Source organism: Paludifilum halophilum, from assembly GCF_002245355.1.
In the GTDB taxonomy this organism is placed as follows: Bacteria; Bacillota; Bacilli; order Thermoactinomycetales; family DSM-45169; genus Paludifilum; species Paludifilum halophilum.
This window is the reverse complement of the sequence record NZ_NOWF01000002.1, coordinates 264,244-285,852: the sequence shown is the minus strand read 5'-3', so window position 1 is coordinate 285,852 and position 21,609 is coordinate 264,244. Positions and strand designations below refer to the sequence as shown.

Below are 21,609 nucleotides of genomic sequence, written 5' to 3'. Positions count from 1 at the left end.
GTTGAATCTGATCATCGAGATTAGTGCGGGTGTTGCCGCCGCGGCCTTTGTCGCCCTGGTGGTTGCCTTGATTGTTTCTCTGCGCAAGGTGAATCGAACACTGGACTCTGTGAATACCACGCTGAATGAGGTCCAGCCCCAATTGGAGGAAGTGGCTGAGGAATCAAAGAAAACCCTCGGTGAGGCCCATGTGTTATTGGCTGATCTGCGGGCGAAAAGCCAGCAGACGGATTCGCTGTTTGAGACGGTGGAACATGTCAGCAATCATATTCAGGAATTATCTTCTACGATTACGCGGACAGCTGCCGTTCAGAAGGAACGTCTGGGGAATGTGACCGCCCTGATCGGGGCAGGGTTGGATCTCTTCAAAAAGTGGCGTTCAGATAAGAACGTTGATAAGAAAAAAAGAGTCCGGGTAAAATAAGGGAAAAGGAGACGGGAGGATGTCCAAAGACGGGATGAACGGAAAAGATCTGTTTATCGGTGCAGTCATCGGCGGTGCCATTGGAGCGACGGCCGCTTTGCTTCTCACTCCCAAAACCGGCCGTGAAACGCGTGCCGACCTGTACAAGGGATTGGAAACAGCGAAGGAAGCGGTCAAGGAAAAATCGGAACAGATGGCTCAACGCTATGGGGATGTAAAAGGAGTCACCTCCCACAAGTGGACCGACATTCGCGAATCCGCGGCGGACACTTTTAAAGAAGCGGCTTCGACTGTCGAAGAGGGGATGGGGAAAGCCGGTAAAAAAGTGGAGGAAATCGGCGAGAAAACAGCGAACAAGCTGAAATCCTGAAAAGACGAAGAAGAAAAGCGCCCGGTTGACGGGCGCTTTTCTTTATCTTGCCGGGGATGTCTATCCGGGTTCTCCTTGACATATACATAGGACAAACATCGAGGAGACGAGGGTTGCCATGAGCAGGGAGATGATTTATGCATTGCTGGCGGCGCTCAGTTTTGGTATAGCCCCTATTTTTGAAAAGTTGGGGCTGAGCCGGACGGAACCCACGATGGCTCTTTTTTTACGAGCCGCGGTTACCACGTTATTGGTCGCCATTTATCTCTTTTTTTCGGAAAGAGGTACGTCGGCCGCCGTACTGGATCTGAAATCGCTCATCTACGTTCTCCTCGGAGGCGTATTTGGAGTTTTGTTCGCTCAGTTTTTTTATTTCAAAGCTCTGCAGTTCGGAGATGTGGGACGGGTGATGCCGGTGGTGGGAAGCTTTCCGGTATTGGCTTTTCTCCTCTCTGTCATGATCTTCGGGGAATCCGTCACTCTGGGTAAGGCTCTGGGAGTCCTTTTTGTGGTGACTGGTGTCATCCTGCTGGGGGATTGAATGCAAACGCATGTAAAAAAAAGAGAATCGAGTAGAATGCCCGCTTGTGTGAAAGCTCATCCGTATTGGGATGGGTTGTTCTTTTTTCGTGAACATGTTCTCCTGTATCTGAGAAGAGGTTGTTTTGATTGTGGACAATAATTCCGATTTTATAAAAACCCGGTTCCGAAACGATGGGATCGATACAGAAGCGGGAGGTACCTATGAGTGGTGAGGAGACGTCTAAAAAATCGATGACGGATGAATTTCTGGAACGCCTTCAGCAGCACCGGCGTTATCTGTATCATATCGCATACCGGCTGACGGGGAATACGGAAGATGCCAAGGACTTGATGCAGGAAACCATCTGGCAGGCTCACCGGAAATCCAACCGGTATGTCTATGAAAAATCTTTGAAAGCATGGTTGCGAACAATGATGACCAACCGGTTTCGCGACCAAAAACGGAAAAAAAGTTTGAAACTGGTGGCCCTGGAAGACGCGTTTATACAATCAGAGCCCCCCCATTCGACGGATATGCTGTCGGTGGAAGAACAAGTGGAACAGCGGCTGATGCTGGAACAGGTGAAAGAGGAGATTCAGGACCTGCCTGATATCTATCGGCGGGTTGTCGTCCTGCGCCATTTTCATGGATACTCCTATACCGAAATCAGCGAAGCGCTGGAAATTCCCGAGGGAACGGTAAAAACCCAATTGTTCCGGGCGCGGAAAATGTTAAAAGAACGACTCTCCAAAAAGTAAGGGGATCGACGGATGTCTTCTTGCAGGGATATGGATCGATTGATTCAATTATATGTGGACCAGGAGATCGATAAAGCGGATCTGGCGCGCCTGCGTGAGCATGTCGATCATTGCGGATCCTGCCGACAGAGCCTTCAGGAGATGATCGCCCTCGTCCATTCACTGGAGGAGATCCGCCGCCATGAACATTCCCGCCGCCCGGCGACGGTGTTCAACCATATGGTCAAATGGGCGGCGGTGTATACGGCGATCGCTTTTATGGTCTACTTCGTTCCCCAGCTCCAGCAGCATCAATCCGGTTCGATGAATGGACAGACAGCGGAACAGGTTCCCGTGGCGGGACCGGAACAGTCGGTGTCCCGATCCACTGTCATGGTGCTGGCTACATCATCGGAGAAGTTGCATATTCCCGAAAACGATTATGTCCAGGTGATTCGTCCCCGTCACATGGAGGGGGATCTGAATTACGAAACGGCCATGGTTTATCCCAGTGCGATCCCCACCCTGATGAAGGATCGACAAGGATGGGTCAAAAGGATCAAGCGATTCGTTTTCATACGGGTACCCGACGGGGATACGATGGAGGAACTTTTGCATTCAGCGGGCTTTTCCCGGGATCAATACCGAGATCACGACTTTACCGAGGACACATTTCCCATTTCCGTGATTTTGACGACGGGTGATCAACCTCAAGTGGAGACGTTCACCTTTCCTGACAATGAACAGAACATCTCGCAATGGTTTGATAATCTGGCGGCTCCGTCAACACTGCAATAAGTCTTGTTCGGCGCGGCGGATCGGTACCACCTGGATCCATTCCAAAAGATTGCGATACAAAAATCCCTGCTGATCCTGGCAGGGTTTTTGTTATTTATGCCTCTGATATGGGTTCCGCTGACCCAATGGCCATAGAGATGGAGGAAATATAAATAGATACCGATCCAACCATTTATGGTGTTGGATGTGTGGTACCCAGCGTTGGAGAAGAAACCGGGAAGTGTTGGGATAGGTCCCTTTGAAATTGGGCCAATCGGTTCTTTTATAGCATGAATTTATCGGTGACAGACGGTTGCAATTTCGATATAATAGTCATTAAAAATTTGGAGAGGGGAGTCACCGTTGAGTCATCAACTGGAGCATTTACGGGGACAGGTGGATGAGATCAACACGAAGTTGTTGGAACTGTTGAGCCAGCGTGCCGAATTGGTTCGAGCCATAGGCGATGTGAAAAAGAAGCAGGGGATTAACCGATTCGATCCTGTCCGGGAGAGAGACATGCTGGACCAAATCGTCGGGAAAAATCCCGGTCCGTTTGATGATGACACGGTGCGTCACTTATTTAAGCAAATCTTCAAAGCTTCCCTCGATTTGCAGAAGCAAAACCACAAAAAGGTATTGTTGGTCAGCCGAAAGCGGCATCCGGAGGATACCGTGGTCATGGTGGGAGACGAACCGGTCGGAGACGGAAAACGAACGATTGTGGCAGGTCCTTGTTCGGTAGAGTCGGAGGAACAGGTCCGTCAAGTGGCCCAATCATTGAAAAAGCAGGGAATTCGGCTGCTTCGAGGCGGTGCTTTTAAACCGCGAACCTCTCCCTACGACTTTCAGGGAATGGGAGAAGAGGGACTGCAGATGTTACGGAAAGCCGCCGATGAATACGACCTGAAAGTGATCAGCGAAATCGTCAACCCCTCGGATATGGAAATGGCCGAGCGCTATGTGGATGTCATCCAGATCGGAGCTCGCAACATGCAAAATTTCGAACTGCTGAAAGCCGCCGGTTCGGTTCGGCGGCCGGTGTTCCTGAAGCGGGGCATGTCGGCGACGGTGGAAGAGTTTCTCTTCGCCGCCGAATACATCGTCTCCAGAGGAAACACGCAGGTGATGCTCTGTGAGAGGGGAATCCGCACTTATGAAAAATGGACGCGGAACACCCTGGATATTTCCGCTGTTCCCCTCCTGAAGCAGGAAAGTCATTTACCGGTGTTTGTGGATATCACCCATTCCACCGGGCGGAGGGATATCCAGAGGCCGGTAGCGAAGGCGGCTCTGGCGGCAGGGGCGGACGGGATCATGTTGGAGGTTCATCCTGACCCGTCGGTGGCCTTGTCCGACGCCAATCAGCAGATTGATATTCCGCAGTTTGAGACGTTTATGGAAGATATGCGGGTCACAGGGTTGATCAAACCCGCCAAAACGACAACCGGATAACATGAAGCAGTCATGGGAACAGATAGGACGAGGAACCGGCTTTTTACGGTCGGTTCTTTTTTGCCATTCGGGATAAACGATGGGCAAACGCTCCCTAGAAGGAATGAACCGTGCGGCTCCGGATTTTTGAACACTTTTGGACGATCCGGACGAAGTTTTGAAGACGTTTGCACCAAGCATGGATTTTGTCGTATTCTAACAGAGAACTGATTCGCAAACGATAACGGAATTGGGTGTGGAATAAAGAATGGGGAAGAAAAAAGAGACGATCACCATTTATGATGTCGCTCGCGAAGCGGGGGTTTCCATGGCTACGGTCTCCCGTGTCGTCAACGGCAACCCCAATGTGAAGCCGGTTACGAGGAAAAAAGTCTTAGAGACGATTCGCAACATGGGTTACCGGCCGAATGCGGTTGCCCGCGGATTGGCCAGTAAAAAGACGACCACGGTCGGTGTGGTGATCCCGGACATCAGTTCCGCTTTTTTTGCTGAATTGACCCGGGGAATCGAAGATATCGCTAACATGTACCATTACAACATTATCTTGTGCAATTCCGATTTGAAAAAGGAAAAAGAGTTGCGGTTGATCGAAACACTGCTGGAAAAGCAGGTGGACGGGCTTCTCTTTCTGGGTGGAGAGGTAACGGATGAACACCGGGATATATTTGCGGGTTCTTCGGTACCGATCGTTTTGGCGGCCACCTACGATGACGAGGATGAGAGTCGTCCCTATGTGACGATCGACCAGGTGCAAGCGGCGAAGGATGCCACCTCGGTCCTGATCGAAGAAGGGCATGACAAGATCGGCTTGATCGGAGGGCCGCTGACGGACCCGATCCTGGGTTATCCCCGGTACCAGGGATATAAGGAAGCATTGGAGGAAAAAGGTCTTCCCTTGCGCGAAGAGTGGGTCCGGTTGGGAGATTACCGCTACCACTCCGGCCTGCAATCGGCCAAGGAATTGCTCACCGGCGATGAGGCGCCGACGGCCCTGTTTGTCATTAATGATGAGATGGCAGTGGGAGCCATCCATGCCGCACAGGATCTCGGAAAGAAAGTTCCCGATGATGTTTCGGTCATCGGGTTTGACAATATCCCCTTGGCGGATCAGGTACGCCCCCTTCTCAGCACCGTTGCCGTACCCATGTATGATATCGGAGCGGTAGCGATGCGCCTGTTGACGAAATACATGAACGACGAACCGATCCAAGAAAACCAGGTTCTCCTGGAATACCGGCTGGAATTGGCGGATTCCACGTTGACAAAAGAGACTCAAACAGGCTAGAACGTACTTAATCACAATGCTTCTAGGGGAGAGAAGAGCGGATGGAAAAACGGATCGGCTTGATCGGAGCGATGCCGGAGGAAATCGCTCTTTTTCTGGAAGAGATGGAGCTGGAGACCCAGGAAGAAATCGCGGGAACGACTTTTTTTCAAGGACAGTGGGCGGATGCTACCGTCGTCGTGTGCCAGTCCGGCGTCGGTAAAGTGAACGCAGCCGTCTGCACCCAGACGATGATCCGACAGTTTGCCGTGGAAGCGGTTTTGTTTACCGGTGTTGCCGGAGCCCTGGATCCTTCTTTGGATATCGGGGATATCGTGATTTCCACCGCTTGTCAGCAGCACGATATCGACGCCGGCCCTCTGGGATATTCGCCGGGTGTCCTTCCGTTTCAATCGGTTTCCGTTTTTAAAGCCGATCCCCGATGGGTGCGGCTGGCGGAGGCGGCGGCGGAGAAGTGGACCGAAAGCCAAGTGATCACCGGTAAGGTTTTGTCCGGGGATCAATTTATCGCCGACCCCGAACAGGTGCGACAGCTGAGGGAGACTTTTGACGGTGCCTGTGTCGAGATGGAAGGGGCCGCTGTGGCCCATGTCTGTCATCTGAACGGGATTCCCTTTGTCGTGATCCGGTCCATGTCCGACCGGGCGGATCATACCGCCGATGTGAACTTCACCGAATTTGTCGCCGCTTCCGCGCGTCGCTCCAACGCCATTGTCCGGGCCATGCTGCGGCAGAGAGGGAAAGATAGGGAATAAACGGTTTCCAGGGATGCCATAGACGGATTCGTTATACGCAGTCAGGGTCTTTCCGGACCCTGGCGGTTTTGTTTATCGGGGAGTTGTTCCCTGTCAGTGAAAAATTACCAGAATGAAGGAGAATCCATTTCCATGTGGCTCAAACTGACCCTTCAATCGGAGTCACCGTCCTTTCAGCTTCCGATCCATTATCATTATCTTGTTCAGGCGGCGCTGTATGATATGTTGGATGCGGAATTCGCCGATTTTTTGCATAATACCGGATATGTACACGGTCAGCGCCGTTTTCGCCTTTTTACCTTTTCCCGGATACGGGGGGCGTACCGGATTTTGAGGGAACAGAAAAGAATCCGCTTCACCGGCCCGGTGACGCTGAGCCTTCACTCCCCGGTATCCGCTTTTTGCCGGTCGATCATGGATGGAATCATGCGGAAAGAGAGCATCCGGATCGGCTCGGCGAACCTCAGGGTTGTGCATATGGAGGGCGGTCAGCATGAGGTATCGGACCGCCGGTTGCTGGTAGAAACTTTGTCGCCGGTGACGGTGTACAGCACCCTTTTTCGTCCTGACGGGCGCAAATACACTCATTATTTTCATCCTCGGTCCAAAGATTTCCCCGAACTGATTCAAAAAAACATGCTTAAAAAATTTGATCTTGTCTACCAAACGCCGCCTTCTTCCCCGCGACTGGAGATCGAGCCGGTAGGAAGACACCGGGAACGCGTCGCTTTTTACAAGGGAACCGTCATAAAGGGCTACACGGGACGCTTTCGTTTATCGGCGGATGACCGTCGTCTCTTGACACTGGCCCTGGACGCGGGGATCGGTGTCAAGGGGAGCCAGGGATTCGGTTGTATCACCCCCGTCGAATCGGAGGGAGGGCGTCATAGTAATGTCTAGATTCGGGCTTGGCCGTGATGTACCGGATGTCTTTGATCGATCCGTGGTCGCACAAACAGCCGGGTTGTCGGGTATACCGTCAACGGCGAACGGTATTAGGGCGAGGCCTTTCCCTTGACGCAATATTGAAAGGTTTCGTAATGGATCCTTTTTGAAGGGGGAAACAACCATACAGCAACGTCATGGTTTGATATTGATCGTTTTGATGATCCTTGGTGTCATGGCCACCGCTTGGTGGGTGACAAAGGAGCCGGACAACAACCTCCTGACGGCAGGGAAGCCGGGTTCATTGGATCAGGTTTCCAAAAGTGATTACAAGCTGGCCCTTCAACCTTCCTTTACCCGGATCGGGACGGAGCAGGACCGGAATCCCACTCTCCAAATCGAAGCTCTTCTGGTTCATGGAGAGAAAGCAACGGGGGACTGGACATTTGAGGTGAATGGAAACAAACGGTCCTGGAAGAAGGAAGAGATCAAAAAGGAGCCGATCCGGGATTTTTCCGTTTATGGCCCTTCTGCCCGATACGTCCATTCTCTGTCGAATGGTACGCTGAAGCCCGGAAAGACCTTCAACATCCGGGTTCGCTTCCGGGGAGAAGTGGACGGGAAACCTGTGGATGTTACCGCCAAAGACCGTGTGACGGTACCAGGCATGAACCTTCGGATGGTCTGCAAGGAGGGATCCCGCACCTTGACGTCGGAGTTGACTCATGCCAAGGAAGCTCGGGGCTACTGGTCCCTGGTCACGAATCCTCTGAATCCGCCTCCCAATGATGAAGGTGAATCGGAATTCAGTCGAAAATCGAGTCTTTCTACAGGACTCCGGCATACGGTGAACATAGATCCCAATTCCCGTGTGACAGTGAAAATGAAGGGAACGATCGACGGGATTCCGTGGGAGGTCTGGGCGGGGACTACATACGAAGACTGTTATCCCCAAAGCCCGGTTCAAGTGATGCAAGGCGATCCCGCCTTTTCCGACCCGGATTCTTTTCGCTATCGATACACCATATCCCGTCTTCGTCTTCGACCGGCCTTGTTGAGTGAGTCGGGAAGCAAGTCCGGGGTACGGGTCACTGCCTGGCTGAAAACGGATCAACCGGTGGAGGGATCGTGGATCTTCTCTCTGATGGGAAAAGAACGGGTGAAAGAAGTGCGTCATACTTTTTCCAAAAAGAAAATCACTGTTGAACTTCCGACGAAGACACCGGGACATTACAAAGTGGCGGTCTCTTTCCGGGGAACGATGAACGGTCGGATCATCCGGGAACAAGCCGGAGGGGACATTCAAATGCCGGATGCGAGGAGGTCTCAATACCCGTGAATATGTACCGTACATTGATGATTTCGTGTCTCTTTTTCCTCGTCGCCCCCTCATCGGCGGTGTCTTCCCCCGCCTCGGTGGGTCCCGGCCTGTTCAGAATCGAATCGGAACATTCCTTTAAGGTGGACGGGGAGAGCGGCCAAATCACCAAAGTTGCTGTCCAATCCCGGATGCAACCGGAGGGTAAAGCGGAAGGAACGTGGACATTTGAGTTGTTCTTCGAACAAGGGGAAAACCCGAATACGGTCCGTTCCGACGACGGTTCAGCGGTGATTCCGATGGAATCCCCCCAAAAAACGCCCGTGGATCAACCCGAGTCACAATACTATGTGAATGTCCGATTTGAGGGCCGGGTGGACGGACAGCCGATTGAACTGGAAGAAACGTATCCTTTCTCGATCCCGGGAAACGCACATTAACATCAATGGGGCAATAACATCATCGTGGTGGCCAAAACCGACCGGAAGGTGCTGTTTTACCGTAAAAATGACTCCCGTCATTCGTTTGACCTCAAGCCGGGTGAATACTTGGTGAGTGAGATCGTCCGCGGGAAAGTTTCCATGATGGAAACCCGAAAACCGAAAGTATCAAAGGTTGGAGACAGCGATACTTACCCCGTGAAAGGCGAGACTGACCGTTTTCTTCCGTCGGAAACAGCTCGGGAATACATCGATCGGATCAAAAAGGATAAACGACTCCCAAAGCCGGAGTAATTTAGTGTTTAACATGCTGGGGGGGAGTGAAAGACGACTTGGCTGGGCTTCGGTAATAATGAAAAAGGCGCATGTTAATTTATAATAGAGGACATGATTAAACGGAAAAACGGTTTCGTAGCCCTCACCCAGTACCCGGTTATTCCCTGTATCTCAGCTTTTAGCAGGGGAATGCCCGGGACTGGGTGTTGTAGTTTTTTGCATTGAATCAACTATTGGAGCCGGTGCGGCGTGACTGGGAAAGGACCTTGATGAGGAGGCGGAAGAGATATCCATGAAACATTGCGAATGTTCCAATCTATGATATAATACTGATGGATGAATCCGTTTTCAAATGAGTGCAATGAACCTTCCGAGCCCGGAAGGAGTGATGGACTCACCGGGGAGGAACGTTTTCATTCTTTCGAGCGGGTTTTTGGCCGTCATCGGTTCTTGCAGTGGGAAAAAGCGGACAGAGGAGGGCATTCAAGTGAAGGAAACGCAGCCGATCGAAGCGATCGCCGCAGGGAATAATCTTGAATCCTACGAAGAAGCGTACCAGAACTTCAGCTTTAAAGATGTGGAAAAAGAGTTTTCCTGGTATGAAACGGGAAAAGTGAATGCCGCCTATGAAGCGATCGACCGCCATGCCGAGTCGGAACGAGGGGACCATATCGCTTTGCACTACAGTGATTCGGACCGGGAAGAGAAGTACACCTTCCGGCAGATGAAGGAACAGTCGAACCGCTTCGGAAATGTGCTTCGCAAAATCGGCGTCGGTAAAGGGGATCGCGTCTTCATCTTCATGCCGCGGACTCCGGAACTTTATTTCAGTTTTTTAGGAACCCTCAAGGTAGGGGCTATCGTCGGCCCTCTCTTTGAAGCCTTTATGGAGGGAGCGGTGCGTGACCGGTTGGAGGACAGCGAGGCGGTCGCCCTGGTTACCACTCCTCAGCTGTTGTCCCGGGTACCGGTGAAAGAACTGCCGGCTCTCAAGCACGTGATCCTCGTCGGTGCCGAGGGCGAACAAGAGGAAGGGTTTTATAGCTTCGAAAAAGAGATGGATCAGGTATCCCCCGAACTGGATATCGAATGGGTGGACCGGGAAGACAGCATGATCATCCATTATACTTCGGGTTCCACCGGTAAGCCGAAGGGGGTCGTCCATGTTCACAACGCGATGATCCATCACTATCAGACCGGGCGATGGGTACTGGACCTCAAGGAGGACGATGTGTACTGGTGTACGGCGGATCCGGGTTGGGTGACGGGAACTTCCTACGGGATCTTCGCCCCCTGGCTGAACGGGGTGACCAATGTGATCCGAGGCGGCCGGTTCAGTCCCGAGGATTGGTACGGCACCCTGGAAAAGTACGGAGTGACGGTCTGGTATAGTGCCCCGACAGCTTTTCGCATGCTGATGGGAGCCGGGGCCGATATCGTCAAACAGTTTGATCTGTCCAAAGTGCGCCATATGTTGAGCGTCGGCGAACCTCTCAATCCGGAAGTGATCCGCTGGGGAATGGAAACCTACGGGAAGCGAATCCACGATAACTGGTGGATGACGGAGACCGGGGGAATTCTCATTTCCAACTATCCCTGCATGAAAATGAAGCCCGGTTCGATGGGGCGTCCTTTCCCCGGAATTCAGGCGGCGATCATCGATGATGAGGGCAACGAGTTGCCTCCCTTGCGGATGGGGAATTTGGCGATCCGCACACCATGGCCTTCGATGATGCGGAAGATCTGGAAAAACGAGTCAAAATACAAGGAATATTTCCGCATCCCGGGCTGGTATATCTCCGGAGACTCGGCGTATATGGATGAAGACGGTTATTTTTGGTTCCAGGGGCGGATCGACGATGTGATCAACACCTCCGGGGAGCGGGTCGGTCCCTTTGAAGTGGAGAGCAAGCTGGTGGAGCATCAAGCGGTGGCGGAAGCCGGGGTGATCGGGAAACCGGATCCCGTCCGGGGCGAAATCATCAAGGCCTTCATTGCTCTGCGCAAGGGGTATGAGGCTTCGGATGAGCTGAAAGAAGAAATCCGCCGTTTCGTTAAAGAAGGCTTGGCCGGTCACGCCGCCCCCCGGGAAATTGAGTTCAAGGATAAATTGCCCAAAACCCGTTCCGGTAAGATCATGCGCCGGGTCCTGAAAGCCTGGGAATTGGATCTGCCTACAGGCGATCTGTCTACAATGGACGACTGATAAAGAGTATACATGAAAAAGGCGGCCTCGGGGCCGCCTTTTTCATGGCTAAAAAGGTAAAAACTTTTTTCGTTTCTTCTCACCTGCGGAGGGAAAGAACCGGACTTTCTCTGATGGCGCTGATTCCCTTCCGTCCACATCCACTGCATGGACGGTGTAGTCTCCGGGGGTACCGATATAGGTGAGCTCTTCCCCGAGGCGGAGGCTGGCTACCCGCTCTTGATCGCGGTAGACACGGTAGCCGACGACACCGGGCTGTCCGGTGTGGTCCCAGCTGAGGGAGATACCTCGGGTGTGGAAAGATGCTTCCACGTGGGGCGGCTGGAGTTCACCTCCGCCTGTGCGGGGATCCGTTTCCGAAGGGAGGACGGTCCCTTTGTAATAAGAAAAGAGGTCTTCCTCCTCCGACAGTCGGATCCCCGCTTCCTCAAAAACCATATCCGGCGGTGTCTGAGGGGAGGCTCGGTAACGCTCGCCGTTGAAGCGAACGATGTTTTCCACAGCGTGTCGATCGCATTCATCCTCCGGGATCATCGAGGGCGGCAAATGCTCTGTCGCGGTTTCTTCTGCTTGACGGCAAGCATCGGTTGCTTTTTTTCCGCTGACTTGACATAGTTCGACGGCTTCCAGTTCCGGCGGTTCTCGAAACCGGTCGGCGGTGGAAAAGAGGCCCGGATCGGTACGGGCCGCTGCCTGGAAGAGGCGGGAGAAAACCTGCTTCGCCCTCCGGTGATCGGGAAGAGGGTGATTGATGTCGTAGCCGATCCATACCCCCAGTGCCATCCGGGGCGTATAACCGATGAACCAGAGGTCGTTTCCCTTCTGTGAAGTCCCGGTTTTACCGGCGAGATCGTACCCTCGCAAACGGGAACCCACCCGTTGACCCGTCCCGCTTTTGACCACATCCCGCAGCATATCCGTGGTGAGATAGGCGGCGTCCTCGGACAGGATCCTTCGGCCGGAGAATCGGTGTCGATAAACGGTACGGTCGGAAGAATCGACGATCTTACGGATCAGATAGGGTTTCTGGTAGATTCCTTCATTGGCCAGCATGGCATAACCCGAGGTCATCTCTTCCACTGTGAATCCCCGGGTAAATCCGCCGATGGCGGAGGCTTCCCCGTCTCGGGGATGAAGGGGAAATTCCATTCGTTTCAGGTAGCGGAAAGCGTGATCGGTTCCGATCCGGCGAAGGACCTTGATCGCCGGGATGTTGAGGGATCGCTTCAATGCCTCCCGGGCGGTGACCGGGCCCATGTAGCGTCCGTTTTGGTTTTTATAGGTTTTTTGGTTGTTTCCCTCCGCCTCCAGAGGTTCGTCCACCAGGACACTGGCAGGGGTGAGCCCATTTTGGTCGATGGCGGGCCCGTAATCCAGGAGGGGCTTGATCGCGGACCCTGGCTGACGGCGGGCGTTCAAGGCGTGATTGGTTTGCCCCCGATTAAAATCCCGGCCCCCGACGAAGGCCCGAACCGCCCCGCTTTCTACATCCATCAAGACAGCACCCACTTCTTCCCGGGCGTTTTTGATCACCTTTTTTTGGGAACCATCGTTAACGGTGTAGGTGGCGGGGTTGGCGTAGAGATGGGGGTTTCGCGCCGCCCGGTTGATCGCATCGCCCAGTGTCGGGTCCAAGGTGGTATAAATTTTGTATCCCCCGGTCAAGATCCGTTTGCGGTACTGTTCCAGAGTGGAGCGGTACAGTCCTTGGCGGCTCAGCTCCGCCGCATTCAAGCCTTCAGCCTTCATCAAGGCCCGTGCCGCTTCCTCCTCCACCGCCGACATGACGAAGGGGTGTCGGCGATAAGCACTGGGGGCCCCTTCCGCCAGAGTGGGCTGTAGATCAAAGGCGAGTGCCTCCTGGAACTCCTCCGCCGAGATGTACCTGTTGTCCCGCATGCGCTTCAGTACCGTTCTCATCCGTTTTTTCCCGGCTTGCAGGGATTCATCATCAAAGGGGCTGTAGGCATTGGGTCGCTGAATCATTCCGGCGAGATAGGCGGACTGGGCTAGATTCAGATCACGGGCCTCCACCCCGAAGATCCCTTTGGCCGCCGCCTGTACGCCCAAGAGGTTGCGACGGTGAGCCCCCTTGCCGAAAAAGAGACTGTTTAAATAGTAGGTGAGAATCTCTTCCTTGGAAAACAGTCGCTCCATTCGCAGGGCGAGCAGGATTTCCCGGGCTTTTCGTTTCAGCTCCTTGTCCCGGTTTTGTAAAATCGTGTTTTTGACCAGTTGCTGGGTAATCGTACTGCCGCCGGAGACGGAAGGGGTCCGGGCACTGAATTGGTAAGCGGCGCGCAGAATAGCGCGGGGGGCAATACCTCGGTGATGGAAAAAATCCTTATCTTCCGTGGCCACCAGTGCCTCGATGAGTCGGGGATTGAGCTCGTCCAGGCGGATGAGCTTGCGGTCCGCCTCGGTCCGCATGGATCCGATGGGAGAGGAGTCACGGAAGTAAGCGTGGCTGGTCTGTGTCCATCCATTCAACTGCCGGGTGAGATCCCCATGACTGCGGATCGGCTCTTTCTTGGCGATAGAGAGGAAATATCCGCCCAACGTACCGGCGGCCCCCATGCCCATGGTTAACAGAATGAGCAAACATAGAAATACCGTTTTGATCCCCCGGCGGCCCCACCTTTTCCATACGGATCGATTTCTTTTCCCACCGCCGGATTTCATCGCTTGATCCTCTCCTCCATCTCGGGTAAACTGGATTTATCCATTCATGAATCGTCTTCAGGTGTTGAACAGGTCCAGTAGCCGTACAGCGGGACCCCCAGAGAGCTGGTGGGCGGTGCGAACCAGCGGCCCCTGTATGTGTGAATTACGCCTGGGAGCCTCCGTTTCACGGTGGAAACGGCGGGAGGGAATCCCGTTATCCCATAAGTGGAAGGTGGAATGTCACCTTCAACAAGGGTGGTACCGCGGGTGAAACCTCGTCCCTTTTTTCAGGGGACGAGGTTATTTTATGGATTTTAACCCTTTTTAATCAGCGATCAGGCAGGTGATCCAAATGCAAAAAGAAGAGAAGGAAGCGATGACTCCCGAAGTCAAGGAGGAAGTGAACAAGCAGCTGGAGGTGATCCGGCGGGGGGCGGCGGAGATCATACCGGAAGAGGATTTGGTGAAAAAGGTGCGCCGCTCGGTGGAAACGAGCCGGCCCTTAAAAGTGAAGCTCGGTTTGGATCCTTCCGCCCCGGATATTCACATCGGTCACACCGTGGTCCTGAATAAACTGCGCCAGTTCCAAGAGATGGGCCATATCGTACAATTGGTGATCGGGGATTTTACCGGCCGGATCGGGGATCCCACCGGTAAATCCGAGACCCGGCGGCAGCTGACCGAGGAAGAAGTCAAGGAAAACGCCCGGACCTATGCGGATCAGATGTTTAGAATCCTGGACCGGGAAAAGACGGAGATCCATTTGAACAGCAAGTGGCTCAGTCCCCTGGACTTTGCGGCGGTGGTCGATCTGGCCGCTAAGACAACGGTGGCCCGGATGCTGGAGCGGGACGATTTCTCCAAGCGGTACCATGCGGGGCAGGCGATCAGCGTTCACGAATTTTTCTACCCCTTGATGCAGGGATACGATTCTGTCGCTCTGGAAAGCGATGTGGAACTGGGAGGGACTGACCAGACCTTCAACCTGCTCATGGGCCGCCAGCTCCAGTCCCAGTACGGCCAGGAGGAGCAGGTGATTTTGACCATGCCGCTTTTGGAAGGGTTGGACGGAGTGAAGAAAATGTCCAAAAGCCTGGGTAACTACATCGGAATCGAGGAAACGCCCGAAGATATGTATGGGAAGGCGATGTCCGTCCCCGATGATTTGATGCAGAAATACTATGAGCTGGTGACCGATCTTACCCTGGAAGAGAAAAAGTCCCTGGCGGAGGGGCTGGAACAGGGTACGCTTCATCCCCGGGATGCCAAGATGGGATTGGCCCGACGGTTGGTTCGGATGTATCACGGTTCGGAAGCGGCGGAAGAAGCGGAAGCCCGGTTCCGCAAAGTATTCCAACAACGGGCCCTGCCCAACGACATCCCGGAAAAGAGCATCCCAGCCGCTGATCTGGAAGACGGGCGAATGTGGATCATTCACTTGTTGAGCCGGCTGGAGCTGGTCGCCTCTAACGGGGAGGCCCGCCGCATGGTCAAACAGGGGGCCGTCAAGATCGATGGGGAAAAAGTGACTGACACCGACGCCCAAATCCGACTGAAGAAGGAAATGGTAGTTCAGGTGGGCAAACGAAAATTCGCCCGGGTCAGCCTGGACGGATGACCGGGTGCTCGCCGGAAAAGGAAACGGGTCCGAAGAGGGCGGACCCGTTTTCATCATGATTTTTAGCAATATTGGGTAAAAACACTAAAAGCGCAATCGGAGCGGTTCGGGTAAACGCTGTCGCCCGCTATAATACTTCTAATATAACGCTTCTAAGGAGGACGAAGATGGAAGAGAGAAACGTCCAACCGTTCACAACCGTGTTCGGCTGGGAAGGCGATCGGGGACTGGGTGAAAAATTGATTCAGCAGATCCTCCGGGGTGAAAAAACGGCGACTTGCGCCCCCAAGGAAGCCTATACCGAGGAGGAATTAAGAGAAATCGATGAGTCCGTTGGAAAAGGGGTGACTGTCCTCGATAAACACCATCAACCCCGCTGTCACATCCGAATGAAGGAGGTCTTTGAAACCCCCTTCGGAAACCCGGATCCCCGGTTGGTAGCCGGGGAAGGGAATGGTGAAGACGTACGGCAGTTCCAGGAGGACCACAGACAAGCATGGGCGGAAGAGATCGCAAAAGGTTTTCATCTACACGACCAAACCGTTTTGCTCGTCGAGCTGTTTGAACTGGAGAAATAAGCGAACCCCCCTGTTCATGGGGACAGGGGCTTGTGTTAATACATGAATAGCTCCTTGAAAGTAACGGGTTGATTGATTTTAAGTTTTCAATTGGGTCCCTTGGTATGGAGGTGTGTCTGATCATCGGCTCTCGCACCTAGAAGCGTTGTGATTTTAGCACATCCTTGGTGGGTCGGGGTGGGGTTCCACACTCCGTTTCGTTGTTCTGACGAGCCAAAGGCACTCCGTGTGGAACCCCACCCTCCCGAAAACGGACTTTTTCGCAACGCTTCTAGTCCATCTGGTAACCAAGTTGGGAGGGTGGTAGGCCGGCGTAGATCCTTTGCGTTTTTGCAAGAGATCGGAGACGGCCTACCACCCCGACCACCCCCAACAAGGGATCAAACAGATCAAAGTTTCCTGGAGGGGCACTAGTTGGCCAATGGCAGTCGTTCATGACCAGCCGCGTCCTAGCCGCCATTGGGCGATCACCCAACAGAGGATCCCGAAGAGAAGCGGCTTGATCGCTGGAGACAGGATCTGGTCGAGGGACGGTGGTTCATCGCGAAAAACAAAAATATTGCTGACAGGAATCAGATTTCCCCCTGTCAGGAGCGTGCTGGTGTATACAATAACCAATCCCATCGACCAGCTTGTGTTTTTGGTGACGACGATAAATAAAAATCCGAGACCGGCGAAGAAAAAAGATTGTATCCCCAACTCGATCAACAGGCTGAAAAACAGGTCCGTGTCAGGCATGAGGAATTGGACCCAACCAAGAAGGACGGCCACGATCGATAGATACAACATCCAGAAGATTAAAATACGGAGAGTTCCCATTTTCCACCGGTGGAGAGGGTAGCTGAACAGCGTCTCTCCCCCTACACCCTCTACATATTCTTGCATCAGAAAGATACTCCACCAGCTTGCGAATACGGGGACACTCATTTCGAGGGTTCTGATTACATAAAAAATGTCATGGGGCGGATCAATCGTGTAATAACCAGTCAATAAAGCGACAACCGCAACAGGTACATAAGCCAGAATACCCATCGACTTCCAATCCAGACGAAGGTCGATCTGTTTAAGCATGCTTTTGTTTCTCCATTAAATAAAGGTAGCTGTCCTCCAAAGTGGGAGTGATCGGTTCGGCTCCCTCCGGCTTGGTTTCGGATAAGATATGAAGACGATAGTGCTCTTGTTCCCGCTGATGGGAGATAACGTTCCATTGCTCAGATACACGGTAAAACTCATGATGAGGGATCTTTAATTCCCATACATTTCCGGATGCTTTATGTCGGATTTCATCAATAGGTCCGACGGTTTTGAGGGTTCCCTGATGCAGGATTGCCGCATGGTCACAGATCGCTTCAATGTCTTCAACGATATGGGTAGAAATGATCACAATGGAGTCTTGTCCGACCTGGCGCAATAATTTCCGGAAACGAATTCTTTCCTGAGGGTCTAAGCCTGCAGTCGGTTCATCCACGATCATGATTTCCGGATGTTTCAGCAGTGCTTGGGCAATCCCGACACGCCGGATGGTCCCCCCCTGACAGTTGTCCAATTTTCCTGTCGGTGTATTCATTCAGGTTGACTCTTTCAATCATTTCATCGACTTGCTTGTCTCGTTCTTTTCGCGGGATTCCTTTGAATACGGCAAAGTGGAACAATGGGATATTTAAGATTCGTTCCATTCTTCGTTGGATCTTAGAAATCTGCGGCAAATAACCAGGAAGGGATTTAAGCAAGAGGTTCATCGAATGGGGATAATAGATCTCCTTCCCGTCGATCCTTGTTCGGGTCATCATGCCGGATACAAGGGTGATTCCTTGCGGTACTGTTCCACTCCATACTCCTTCTCCGGTTCGGGGGAGATTGGTGAACAGCGGTTCAGGTCCGGAATAGTGCAGTTGGAAGAACGTTTTTCGATCGGGGGGATTCGGATTGAACTTGCCGTCTGCCAAGACCACTGGTTTCGCTTTCGCCACCGGATACCACGGAAAATAATTGGGTAAGTAGAGGGCTTGCTCATTGGCAAAGAAGTAAGGAGAAGAAACACCTTCATATACGAAGGTTAGGGTTTTCGTTTGATCGGGTGATAAAGGTTGAGGGAGCGATACCTTAATTTGATCTCCCTTTTGTTGAAAGGGAATTCTTTTGTTTCCCGATTGAATGCTGTTTATTTTTAATCCGTGGTACAAGGTGAAGACGATGTGGTCCGCAGGCTTTTGGGGCTGGATCTTGATTCGCGCTTTTACGGACAGATCCCGAAAGCTGTCGACATGGATTCAATAGGAATGAATCGTGAAGGGAACCCCGTTTTTAAAATGGATTTTCGGATGATCCCCATAGTACTGTCTGTAATCTTCAGTTACACGATTGCCTTGTTCAAACCTCGGCTGATCCGGCAGATTCCACAAATAGAGTACCGGGAGGATCAAAACCAGAAAACCTGCTGATACATACCATCCCTGAGTGGGAAATAAAGAGTGGTGAGTCTTTTGAAGATACCGGAGGCATAAAAGAAAAACGGATACCAATAGCCAAAAAAGGACTTTCATCCAGCGGTAAATCTCCATCGGCAATCCATAGACAGGGTCATAGGGGGTATGGATATCGGATTGTCCAAGATTAAAGGTTTGAAGTTTGGAGATCCAGTCACTGATGAACGGAGTTGAATGATTCATATCACTGAGTATGCTGATCAGCGGACTGAACAAAATCCATACGACCAGAATCAGCAGGTAAGAAAGTTTGGATGAAATGGATAATCGGATGACCATGCCGAGCAAGCCGGCGACGAGAAAAGGAAGCCCCCAATATAACAACAGGTATGGGACAGCTTTTACCCAAAAGATCGATAATACATCCGCTTTATAGAACCGATAGAAAACCAAAATCATGGAATAGGACATGGACAGGGCGACAACCGATACGAGTGCCAATCCTTTGCCCAGAATCTTTCCCCGGATGCCATGGGGTAGGCTTTCGATCACTTCTTCGATTTGAGATTCTTTTTCTTTATGGATCAGACTCCATCCGTAAATGAGAAAAATCAGGATTCCTCCGACCACCACATAGGCGGAGCCCATTAATGTACGACCCGGGTCATACTGTAACAAAAATTCCGGAAAACCGAAGATGATATAAATCCCAGTAAGAATAAGAACGATCCATGACCAGTAGTTTCGTGACAATAAGCGTAATTCTATTTTCCATGAATCCAGTGCTTGTTTCATGAAGGATGGCCCCTTTGATATAAAGATGTGATAAGGTTGTGAAAAGAGACGGTTGATTCCAAAAAATCAACCGTCTCTTTTGTTTATCTGCATGAAATCAGTACGGTTATTGGCGTCTCTTACTGTCTTCATTCACCTTGCTGATCGGTTTTCCATCGTCGCTTACTATAATAAAAAGAAGTCCAATTATAATTAGAGATAGACTAAAAATAAAAGGAAAAAACCCCATACGACTAAGTCCTTGTGACAGGCCGACATCTTGTCCAGCAGCCAGTATTGCACCAGCAACCCATCGTAATCCATACAATAAGATTCCCGCGAGCATCAATGTGCATCCCACTATAAGTTGCTTCATTCCCTTTTTCACTCCCTTATGAGTTATTCTCTTTTTCCATGATGTTTGGTTTCACCTAAAATTTTGAACCAGCACTGTCACTTCGCCGGATGTAAGGATCGTTTATTTGCTGTAAAAGAATTGTGATATCAAGTGATTAATTCCTTCATTACTTCTTTGTGTCAGTCGAATTTTAATGCGATTATACCGAAGGAGCTTCTCTTTTTATACTCTAAACTTTGGTTCCATTACAGGCGTTTATTTTCCTGGGGAAAATATGAAAAAAATCATTGAAACAAACATAATGGAATGTTACAGTTTAAATGGATAAAGAATGAAACGAAGGCTTTTATTTCATGAATAAACTTATGGTAATTAGCATTCTTGTGGCTACAGTGTTTATAATGAGTATACAACCTGTTGTCTATGGTAGCAGTACGGATGACCACAAAATTTTAAGTGTGCAGGAATTAAATAAAAAGTCAAAGATAGAGGAAATGAGTGAATTTATTAGTGAGTCGGGCAATTCAATTACGATTTATGGTTTAATTAATGATAAAGTTCCAGTTTTAGATTTGATTTTTGAGAAAAGTGTACCGATGATGTTGTCACCTAAGGAAGTTGAAAAACACAAGGCGGACTTAGAGAAAAAGAAAGGTGCTGAAGTAAAAACGATCAATATTTCTAGCGAAGAAGAATCCTCTAGGAATGCATCCTCTGGACCTCCCACTCTGAAAAAAACGGGTCAAAAAAAGGGAATGAAATCTGTATCTACTAGCATCACGGTATACAACTACAATGATGAATTCTTTTCTTTTACCGAAAATGTCGCGTATCCCAAATCTACTGATATTGAAGAGATTGTCACGAACAAAAAAATAAAAGAGCAAGTTGAAAGTCTTACTGGAAAAACAAAAGTGACTCAATTTAAAGAACATATCAAGAAAATACGGAAAAATCACCCGAAAGGGAAAGAAGTTAAGGTAAAAACTGATGCAGGGACTTTCGTAGATGCACCTATTTTGACTTCCCAAAGAGAGGGGTTGACATATTACGCCGAAGATCCCACTGAAGGGGATATCGATGTTATCGGTAAGTATATTGCAGATCACACTGCCTATCATGCACAAGATGAGGATCCAGAAGCTGATTATATTATTATGAAATCTCATGTTGGAGTATACTCCGGTGCTGCAGCGGTTCGTGATAGTGAAGGGGAGTTGTGCAGTTGTAATGTTGGTGGGTATCAAGGGAGTTTCGATAATGTCTATATAGGAGACCTGTTGATGGACTGGGAACCGGATACTCAAGCGTATGATCTTGATGAGGATCCTACAGTTTGGATTTCCAGCAAGCATTGCAGTGCAATTCGAATGGACAGGTGATCAAGCTGAATTAGAAACATCGGGGGATAAAGAAGATCAATTTTACAGTGCTTTGTTCAGTGGAACTAACGCCCTTAACGGCTATAACTTTGCATTCTATAACAATGAACCCATTACAGTTGAATACTCAGCACAATACAAAAGTAATGGTAGTCTGGTCGGTATCGCCACTAAAAGTGGGTTTGCAGCAGAATGGAGAGCTTATGATGATAACTGGACGTGGTATAGCCAGTGGTATGAGTTTATTTACGACTATTAAGAAAAAATAACCTGATTCGTTCACAAGTTTCCGACTCCTTGCTTGATTAATCAAAATTAATAAGAAGGCGAGGAGATAAAGTATCGTTTTCTGAACATG

Annotated in this window: 21 protein-coding genes and 1 other annotated feature; of the genes, 17 read left to right on the top strand and 4 right to left on the bottom strand. The window is 51.0% G+C overall.

Going from position 1 to position 21,609, the window contains the following annotated elements; all coding sequences use genetic code 11:
* Position 1 precedes the first annotated feature (1 nt).
* The 13 genes from CHM34_RS04340 to acsA all read left to right on the top strand — a co-directional run bounded on the left by CHM34_RS04340 (position 2) and on the right by acsA (position 11,451).
* Positions 2-424, top strand: coding sequence for a DUF948 domain-containing protein (locus tag CHM34_RS04340; protein WP_169713584.1), 423 nt, complete (start codon positions 2-4; stop codon positions 422-424).
* Between the two features lie 19 nt (positions 425-443).
* Positions 444-794: a YtxH domain-containing protein gene (locus CHM34_RS04335; protein WP_094263356.1), complete on the top strand. Its 351-nt coding sequence runs from the start codon at positions 444-446 to the stop codon at positions 792-794.
* A gap of 118 nt (positions 795-912) precedes the next feature.
* On the top strand, positions 913-1,335 hold the full coding sequence (locus CHM34_RS04330) for an EamA family transporter (RefSeq protein WP_094263355.1): 423 nt from the start codon (positions 913-915) through the stop codon (positions 1,333-1,335).
* A 203-nt stretch (positions 1,336-1,538) separates the two neighbouring features.
* The gene (locus tag CHM34_RS04325; protein ID WP_169713583.1) at positions 1,539-2,075 is read left to right on the top strand and encodes an RNA polymerase sigma factor; all 537 of its coding nucleotides are present in this window, start codon (positions 1,539-1,541) and stop codon (positions 2,073-2,075) included.
* Between the two features lie 12 nt (positions 2,076-2,087).
* On the top strand, positions 2,088-2,852 hold the full coding sequence (locus CHM34_RS04320; protein ID WP_094263353.1) for a zf-HC2 domain-containing protein: 765 nt from the start codon (positions 2,088-2,090) through the stop codon (positions 2,850-2,852).
* A gap of 342 nt (positions 2,853-3,194) precedes the next feature.
* Positions 3,195-4,286 carry a bifunctional 3-deoxy-7-phosphoheptulonate synthase/chorismate mutase gene (locus CHM34_RS04315; RefSeq protein WP_094263352.1) on the top strand — a complete coding sequence of 364 codons (1,092 nt, stop codon included), beginning with the start codon at positions 3,195-3,197 and terminating at the stop codon, positions 4,284-4,286.
* A gap of 247 nt (positions 4,287-4,533) precedes the next feature.
* Entirely contained in the window at positions 4,534-5,571 is a 1,038-nt protein-coding gene (ccpA, locus tag CHM34_RS04310; RefSeq protein ID WP_094263351.1) for a catabolite control protein A, read from the top strand.
* A 41-nt stretch (positions 5,572-5,612) separates the two neighbouring features.
* The gene (locus CHM34_RS04305; RefSeq protein ID WP_094263350.1) at positions 5,613-6,326 is read left to right on the top strand and encodes a 5'-methylthioadenosine/adenosylhomocysteine nucleosidase; all 714 of its coding nucleotides are present in this window, start codon (positions 5,613-5,615) and stop codon (positions 6,324-6,326) included.
* Positions 6,327-6,458: 132 nt separating this feature from the next.
* The gene (gene cas6 / locus CHM34_RS04300; protein ID WP_141201629.1) at positions 6,459-7,226 is read left to right on the top strand and encodes a CRISPR-associated endoribonuclease Cas6; all 768 of its coding nucleotides are present in this window, start codon (positions 6,459-6,461) and stop codon (positions 7,224-7,226) included.
* A gap of 220 nt (positions 7,227-7,446) precedes the next feature.
* On the top strand, positions 7,447-8,550 hold the full coding sequence (locus tag CHM34_RS04295; RefSeq protein WP_141201628.1) for a hypothetical protein: 1,104 nt from the start codon (positions 7,447-7,449) through the stop codon (positions 8,548-8,550).
* Positions 8,547-8,969 carry a hypothetical protein gene (locus tag CHM34_RS04290; RefSeq protein ID WP_094263347.1) on the top strand — a complete coding sequence of 141 codons (423 nt, stop codon included), beginning with the start codon at positions 8,547-8,549 and terminating at the stop codon, positions 8,967-8,969. Before CHM34_RS04295 ends, CHM34_RS04290 begins: the two co-directional genes overlap by 4 nt.
* A gap of 111 nt (positions 8,970-9,080) precedes the next feature.
* Complete coding sequence (locus tag CHM34_RS04285) at positions 9,081-9,263, top strand: hypothetical protein (protein ID WP_141201627.1); 183 nt, start codon at positions 9,081-9,083, stop codon at positions 9,261-9,263.
* A 469-nt stretch (positions 9,264-9,732) separates the two neighbouring features.
* Entirely contained in the window at positions 9,733-11,451 is a 1,719-nt protein-coding gene (gene acsA / locus CHM34_RS04280; RefSeq protein WP_439116311.1) for an acetate--CoA ligase, read from the top strand.
* 48 nt (positions 11,452-11,499) lie between these two features.
* On the opposite strand, the gene CHM34_RS04275 is transcribed toward acsA, so the two are convergent.
* Positions 11,500-14,133, bottom strand: coding sequence for a transglycosylase domain-containing protein (locus CHM34_RS04275; protein WP_094263344.1), 2,634 nt, complete (start codon positions 14,131-14,133; stop codon positions 11,500-11,502).
* Between the two features lie 55 nt (positions 14,134-14,188).
* Positions 14,189-14,401: a binding site (T-box leader), on the top strand.
* 66 nt (positions 14,402-14,467) lie between these two features.
* On the opposite strand from CHM34_RS04275, the gene tyrS reads away from it, so the two are divergent.
* A complete protein-coding gene (gene tyrS, locus CHM34_RS04270) occupies positions 14,468-15,733 on the top strand; it encodes a tyrosine--tRNA ligase (RefSeq protein ID WP_094263343.1) in 1,266 nt (421 codons plus the stop codon).
* Between the two features lie 167 nt (positions 15,734-15,900).
* Positions 15,901-16,311, top strand: a complete 411-nt coding sequence (locus tag CHM34_RS04265) for an ASCH domain-containing protein (protein ID WP_094263342.1) — start codon at positions 15,901-15,903, stop codon at positions 16,309-16,311.
* A gap of 432 nt (positions 16,312-16,743) precedes the next feature.
* Here the strand turns inward: CHM34_RS04265 and CHM34_RS04255 are convergent, their stop codons facing one another.
* The 3 genes from CHM34_RS04255 to CHM34_RS04240 all read right to left on the bottom strand — a co-directional run bounded on the left by CHM34_RS04255 (position 16,744) and on the right by CHM34_RS04240 (position 19,532).
* Entirely contained in the window at positions 16,744-17,382 is a 639-nt protein-coding gene (locus CHM34_RS04255; protein ID WP_094263340.1) for a hypothetical protein, read from the bottom strand.
* Complete coding sequence (locus tag CHM34_RS04250) at positions 17,375-17,878, bottom strand: P-loop NTPase family protein (protein ID WP_094263339.1); 504 nt, start codon at positions 17,876-17,878, stop codon at positions 17,375-17,377. Before CHM34_RS04250 ends, CHM34_RS04255 begins: the two co-directional genes overlap by 8 nt.
* 703 nt (positions 17,879-18,581) lie before the next feature.
* On the bottom strand, positions 18,582-19,532 hold the full coding sequence (locus tag CHM34_RS04240; protein WP_094263337.1) for an ABC transporter permease: 951 nt from the start codon (positions 19,530-19,532) through the stop codon (positions 18,582-18,584).
* Between the two features lie 690 nt (positions 19,533-20,222).
* Here CHM34_RS04240 and CHM34_RS04230 point away from each other — a divergent pair.
* Positions 20,223-21,251, top strand: coding sequence for a hypothetical protein (locus tag CHM34_RS04230; RefSeq protein ID WP_094263335.1), 1,029 nt, complete (start codon positions 20,223-20,225; stop codon positions 21,249-21,251).
* A complete protein-coding gene (locus CHM34_RS04225; protein ID WP_094263334.1) occupies positions 21,229-21,510 on the top strand; it encodes a hypothetical protein in 282 nt (93 codons plus the stop codon). Before CHM34_RS04230 ends, CHM34_RS04225 begins: the two co-directional genes overlap by 23 nt.
* The last annotated feature ends 99 nt before the right edge of the window (positions 21,511-21,609 follow it).